The organism is Candidatus Deferrimicrobiaceae bacterium (genome assembly GCA_035256765.1).
In the GTDB taxonomy this organism is placed as follows: Bacteria; Desulfobacterota; Deferrimicrobia; order Deferrimicrobiales; family Deferrimicrobiaceae; genus CSP1-8.
Window position 1 is genome coordinate 1 of the sequence record DATEXR010000233.1, and the last position, 6492, is coordinate 6492.

6 protein-coding genes are annotated in these 6492 nt (G+C 60.6%); 2 read left to right on the forward strand and 4 right to left on the reverse strand.

Going from position 1 to position 6492, the window contains the following annotated elements; all coding sequences use genetic code 11:
- From nrfD to VJ307_07910, 4 genes are all read right to left on the reverse strand, one after another.
- On the reverse strand, positions 1–1109 hold a 1109-nt coding region (nrfD, locus tag VJ307_07895; protein HJX74065.1), incomplete at its 3' end, for an NrfD/PsrC family molybdoenzyme membrane anchor subunit.
- Positions 1106–1849 (reverse strand): 4Fe-4S dicluster domain-containing protein, encoded by a 744-nt coding sequence (locus VJ307_07900; GenBank protein ID HJX74066.1) that lies wholly within the window; start codon positions 1847–1849, stop codon positions 1106–1108. The genes nrfD and VJ307_07900, both read right to left, overlap by 4 nt.
- Positions 1849–2595: a hypothetical protein gene (locus VJ307_07905; GenBank protein ID HJX74067.1), complete on the reverse strand. Its 747-nt coding sequence runs from the start codon at positions 2593–2595 to the stop codon at positions 1849–1851. Before VJ307_07905 ends, VJ307_07900 begins: the two co-directional genes overlap by 1 nt.
- Positions 2596–3045: 450 nt before the next feature.
- Entirely contained in the window at positions 3046–3546 is a 501-nt protein-coding gene (locus tag VJ307_07910; GenBank protein HJX74068.1) for a hypothetical protein, read from the reverse strand.
- 61 nt (positions 3547–3607) lie between these two features.
- On the opposite strand from VJ307_07910, the gene VJ307_07915 reads away from it, so the two are divergent.
- Complete coding sequence (locus tag VJ307_07915) at positions 3608–5992, forward strand: molybdopterin-dependent oxidoreductase (GenBank protein ID HJX74069.1); 2385 nt, start codon at positions 3608–3610, stop codon at positions 5990–5992.
- Positions 5993–6004: 12 nt separating this feature from the next.
- Positions 6005–6492 (forward strand): 4Fe-4S dicluster domain-containing protein (locus VJ307_07920; GenBank protein ID HJX74070.1); only part of this gene is annotated, 488 nt, incomplete at its 3' end.

The following is a 6492-nucleotide window of genomic DNA, read 5'->3' on the forward strand; positions in this document are numbered from 1 at the left end:
CCCTCGATCCCCCCGAACTCCATCTTGTACGTGGTGAGCCCCCGGAAGCTCTTGGAGAACATCTGCCCGCCGATCACGACGTTCCACCGCGTGGAGAAGATCCCCCCCTGGATCAGGATCAGGGAGACGAAGTAGAGCAGCTTCCTAAGCTCCTCGCTCTCCCGGAACCGCCGGAAGATCTTGATGGCGGAGAGGACTCCCAAGGGGAAGAGCATCCCCATGAGGACCTGGACGATGACCAGACTGAAGAAGAGTTTGTTCATGACCAGCTCGCCCAGGATTTTGATCTCCTCCTCGCTCTGGTAAATCCGGTGGATGAAGTCGACGAACTCCAGCGAGAAGTCGACGATGACGGCGTAGAAGAGGAAGGACATCCCCTTGTCGACGCACTTCATGTCGATCTTCCCTCCCATCATGGGGTAGATGATCATGTAGAGAAGGATCACGAGCGCGATCCCGGAGACGATCGCGGAGAAGAGGAAGACGATCGGCATGAGGACGGAACTCCACCACGGGTTCGCCTTGATCGACCCGAAGATGAAGCCGACGTACCCGTGGAGGAGGAACGCCGAGGGGATCCCGATGATGGTGATCACCTTGAGCGCCCGGTTGTCGAACCGGAGCGCCTCGTCGCTTATGTCCTTCGAAAAGAGGGAGAGGACCCGGTGGACATGCCTCATCACGCCCGTCTCCTCCCGCGACCATACGATCATGTCCTTCCGGTAGTCGAACCAGATCTCGACCAGGAGGACCACCATGAGGTACCAGGCGTAGACGAAGCCGAACATCGCCATCGCCGAGCTCGTCTGCGGGGTCAGGAAGATCTCGTAGGCGCGGAACGGGTGTCCCAGGTGGGACACGAGCGACAGCGGCGCGACGAGCAGGAAGGCGAGCGCCGTGAGCATGGCGAGCCGGTAGAGGGGCTGGACCTCCTTGACATTGAAGACCTTGACGAGAGAGGCGAGGATGAACGCCCCCGCGACGACCCCCGTGATGTACGGGTACACGACGATGAGCAGCCCCCAGTGGACCTCGATCTCGTTGGGATAGATGTACCCCGTGATGTGCGGCAGGATCTCGCGCAGCTTTTCCATCATGGCCGGGTTCATCGCACCTCTCCGTCGATGTTGGCATAGAGGACCTTCGGCTCGGTGTTCAGATTCGGCTTGAGGACGAAGATCTTGTTCATCCGCTTGAACCGGGTCATGGGGCTGGCGGCGCTGTTCATGTCCCCGATGACCCGCGCCTGGGTCGGGCAGACCTCGACGCACGCGGGGAGCAGCCCCCGGTTGAGCCGGTGATAGCAGAAAGTGCATTTGTCCGCGGTGCTCGTCGCCGGGTGCAGGTACCTCGCCCCGTACGGACACGCCTGGATGCAGTACCGGCAGCCGATGCACGTCTTGTCATTGACGAGCACGACGCCGTCCTCCGTGGAGAACGTGGCGCCCACGGGGCAGACCTGCACGCAAGGCGGATGCGCGCACTGGTTGCACAGCTTCGGAACGAAGAAACTGCGGAAGATCGGCTGGGAGGGAACTTCCGCGTCCGGGGACAGCCCCGTGTGGATGTTGGTGACCACCGCCTCCCCCGTCTTCGGGATCATGTACCTCTCCACCCAGGTCCGGTAGAAGAACGGCTCCTTCGGTACGTTGTTCTCCGTTTTGCACGCGATGACGCACCGCGCGCATCCGATGCACTTGTCCACGGAGACCCCGAATCCCCACAACTTGCCGGCGTGCTCTTCCTTCTCCTGCCCCCACGCGGGGAGGACCCGGAAGAATCCGCCGAGGACGCCTCCCGAGAAGGCGAGGGAGGAAAGAAGCCTTTTCAGAAACGATCTCCGGTCCATCAGTCCACCTCCGGCAGGTGGGGATAATGGCACTGCCAGCAGACGTATTTCTCCCCGTGGGTGGCCAGATCGATCTTCGGGGACCCCTTGTAGGGCGATTCCTTCGCATGGCACTTTCCGCAGAAGTCCCGGTTGGAGGGTTTTGTCGGCTTGATGACCCTCGGGGAGACCCGGTGCTGGGCCGGCACGGTGTGGCACGTTGTGCACTTGAGCTGGACGTGATGGGACACGGAGAGCGTTCTCGCGATCTCGCCGTGGCACGCCGAGCACTCCCGCGGAACGGTCGGCGGCTTCGGGTCGTGCGGGTTGTGGCAGGAAAAGCACGGCTTCATCGGGTTGTGGGCCACCGGGTTGATCATCGGGAACCCTCTCGGGCGGGAAGGATTGAACGTGTGGCAGAGGGGGCAGAACTTCCGGTCCCGGGGCGCCGGCGGCTTCACCTGGTCCGGGTCGTCCGTATGCATCTTCGCGGGGCCGTGACACGTTTCGCACGAGAGGTCCCGATGATACCCTTTCCGCTTTTCAACGACGACCTCCTCATGGCACTCCGCACACGCGACGGCCCCCGCGTACCGGACCGGCTTGGCGTTCTCCCGCTGGACCGTGTCCGCCCATTGGAGGTTCGTGTCCTTGAAGCGCGGGGGGATGACGAACTTCACGACGACGATTGTCACGCCGATCACTACGGCGAAGACGATCAGGAGCCTTGCCAGGGCGTCGGGCACCTTCGGGAAAGGCTTTTTCATCGACGAGGCGATCCTCCTTGGAAACATGACGAGGGACGTTCTCTCTCGCAGGACCGGTGCATCCCCTGTCCCTATCCGCTCGATAAACCACTGTTTCAGAGGAGCGGAGTTCCCGAACCCCCTCCCCCAAAATGGAAAGCAGACTATCCGATGAATCGATCGTTGTCAACGACGGAAAAAGAATCCCAATGATCGGCATCCCCTTGGATCGAATGCACAACCCCGGAGTGCTTTCCTTCCGATATGGAATTCCGAGAAAACCCCATGTTTTATATTCATTTATATCGATCCCGGGCGGGGAGGGGCCGGGCATCGATCCTTACCGCCGCATTCCCATCCCACCGCAGCGCATTCCCTCCCGCTTGGAAACCTCCTGTTCAACTATCGTTCTTGACATGGAGGGCCTTAAAAGGTAAAACACTGTGTCTTCTGACAAACCGGGAGTTGCGTTCAGGTGTCATCCGGCATGAAAGGATCACCCCCGATTTCCATGGAGATACGATGAAACAATGGAAATTGTTTGGAATTCTCGTTGTTTTTCTTCCCTTTATCATCGCTTGTTCGGATTCGGCACGTTTTTCCCAACCTATCGCATATAACCATAAAAAACATATAGAAGAAGCAGGACTTAACTGTTTTGACTGTCACACCCAAGTACTTACCCATCAAAAAGCTTCCATCCCCAATATCCAGTTTTGCAAGAACTGTCATGAACAAGCAATGACGGATAGCAAAGAAGAAGAGAAACTGGTTGGTTACATAAAGAAAAATCAACCGATCCCGTGGATCCAAGTTCATCGAGTGCCCGACCATGCCTATTTTTCCCACCGAAGGCACGTCTCGCTCGGAAAAGTCGCCTGCCAGGATTGTCACGGCGATGTAAATAACATGACCCTTCCTTTTTCCAAGCCGTTTTACCCGATTAAAATGCGATTTTGCATTTCGTGCCATGAGAAAAAGCGGGTAAATACCGACTGCACGACATGTCATCGATAGCGCGCAGGAGCCGGAAATGAAAATCTCGCGTCGCGAATTTCTTCAGTTGCTGGGAGCTACGGGCGCTCTCGCGGGGGGAGCCTCCCGGATCTGGGCAGTCCCGGACGAATGGAGGGAGAAGCTGCGATCCGGCCCCCGCCTCGAGACGTGGAAGGTGTCCACCTGCGGGCAATGCCCGGCGGGATGCGGCATTCGCGTGCGGCTGATCGACGACATACCGGTCCGTATTCTCGGCAACCCGATCGCCCCGGTGAACAACGGATTTATCTGCCCGATGGGGGAGGCCGGGCTCGAACTCCTCTACCATCCCGACCGGATAACCAAGCCCTTGCGGCGCAAGGGGAAGAAGGGAGAGCACGGATGGGATCCTGTTCCCTGGGAGGACGCCATGAAGCAGATCTCCCTGGCGCTCCGGGAGCAGAGAGGGGGAAAACAACCCGGCCGGTTCGGGTTCCTGATGGGAGACGGAAATACGCTGCTGACGCAGTTTGCGGGGGACTTCACCTCCCGTCTGGGGTCTTCCCATTTCTTCCCCTGGCGTCCCTTAAGCGTCAACGAGCTGGGTTTCTGGCAGGGGTCAGGGGAATATCCCCCCTTCGCCTTCGACCTGAAGCGGACGGATTACCTCATCACGTTCGGCGCGAACCTGTTGGAGGAGCCTCTGTCCCCGGTGTACTTCAACCGAATCTACGGAGGATTGAAGGCGGAGCGGGCGCGAACGGGCCTGAAGATGGTCCATGTCGACGCGCGCATGTCCCAGTCCGGCAGAAACGCCACCGAATGGGTGCAGATCCGGCCGGGAAGCATGGGGGTTCTCGCCTTGGGGCTGGCGTACGTGATCCTCAGGGACAAGACCGAAGACCAGGAATTCATCGGCCGATACTCCGAGGATTTCCGAAAAGGGGGCGAGGATTTCCGGACCCTGGTCACCCGGGACTATTCCCCTGAACGGGTTTCCGACATCACCGGGGTGCCGGCGCAGACCATCCTCAGGATCGCCCGGGAATTCGGATCCGCCAAGGCGCCCCTGGCCCTGGCCGGGGGGACTTCGGCCTCGAGCGAAACGGGGCTGCTCGCCCAGTGGGCGGTGGCGAGCCTCAACGCCCTGGCCGGGAGCTTCTCCGCGAAAGGGCTGTGGCGCGATCCGGTGCCGCTCCCCTGGGGGCCGTCCCCCGTCTCCGCCTTCACCCCCCGTTCGGGTACTTTTTCCCGGAAGCCGCAGTACGCCCGCGGTTCCGATCTGCCTGCTTCCTGGATCGCGGAGCAGCTGCCGGATCTTGCCGCGGCCGGGAAGATCCCCGACCTGGAACTGCTTCTGATCGCGCAGGTCGACCCGTTGTTCCAAGCGTCAAACCAGAATGCTTGGAAGGATTGGCTTTCCCGGATCCCTCTCGTCGTCCAGTGCGCCACGCTGGTCGATGACACCTCTCCCTATGCCGATCTCGTGCTGCCGCTGACCACCCCCCTGGAGCAGTGGAACCTGACCTTGCCGTCTCCGAATCTTCCCTTCTCCCAACTGGGCCTGCAGCATCCGATCGTCCCGCCGTTATCGGGCGCGCAGCCCCTCGGGGACATTCTCCTCCGTCTCGCGAGGGAGACGGGCGTCGATCTGTTCCCGGGGAGCGGCGAGAAACCTTATGGAGAGTACGTCCAGGCACGGATGAAGGAGATCTTCGCCTCGGGAAAGGGGACGCCGTACTTCGAGGCGGTTTCCCTGGAGTTTTTGGAGGACTTGCGCAAACGCGGCTGGCAGGTTTACAGCTACCCGGCCTTCGCGGATTTCTGGCGCCTGCTCCAGGAAAAGGGGGGCTGGTGGGATCCCGGGGAATATCCGGCAGTGGACTGGGAGAGGAAAAAGAAGTTCCTCTTTCCGGCCGCCCCCCGCCTGGCGGCCCTGCTGAAGGAAACCGCCATTCCCCGGTCGGAGGGGGAAGGGGAAAAAAGCGAAAAGGCTCCTCACTTGCGGCTCGAGGAGAGGATCCGGAGACCGAATGGCCACGATTCCTTTCTCCTTGTCCCTTTTACGACGCTCATGAACATGACCGGCGACGGGGCCGGTCAGCCTCTTCTCCAGGAGATGTTCGGGCTGCATTCCCGGCTGTACTGGCAAACCTGGGCGGAGATGCATCCCGAGAGGGCCGCACGCCTCAAGCTCGAGGACGGGGAACGGATCCGGGTTGTCTCCGGGAAAGGCACGATGACGCTCCCCGTGCGGATCGTCCCCACGGTGTCCACCGAAATCCTGTCCGTTCCGTTCGGCCAGGGGCACACGGAATCAGGAAGGAATGCGAAAAACATCGGAGCGAACCCGATTGCGATGCTCGACCACCGTGTGGACCCCTTGAGCGGGCGCAGCTCGTGGCAATCGACGCTTGTCCGCGTGGAGAAGATCAACAAATAAGGAGTCTCGCCGATGAAGTGGGGGATGGTGATCGATCTGCAGAAATGCACCGGCTGCGGGGAATGCGCGGCCGCCTGCAAGCGGGAAAACAACGTGGCCATCGTGGCGCCCAAGGAATCGGAGATGGGGCGAACCATGCTCTGGATGGACATGCTCACCATCTACGAGGGGGAGTATCCCCGCCTCCGGGTACGGCAGATCCCCAGGCCTTGCATGCATTGCGACCACCCCCCCTGCACCAAAGTCTGCCCGGTGCGCGCCACGTATATCAATGAGGAAGGGATCGTGGCGCAGATCTATCCCCAGTGCATCGGGTGCCGCTACTGCATGGCCGCCTGCCCCTACACGGTAAAATCCTTCAACTGGTACAAGCCGGAATGGCCTCCCGGAATGGCCCAGACGACCAATCCGGACGTATCGGTCCGCCCCGCCGGCGTGGTGGAGAAGTGCACCTTCTGCATTCATCGTCTCCAGATCGCGAGGGAACAGGCGAAGATCGA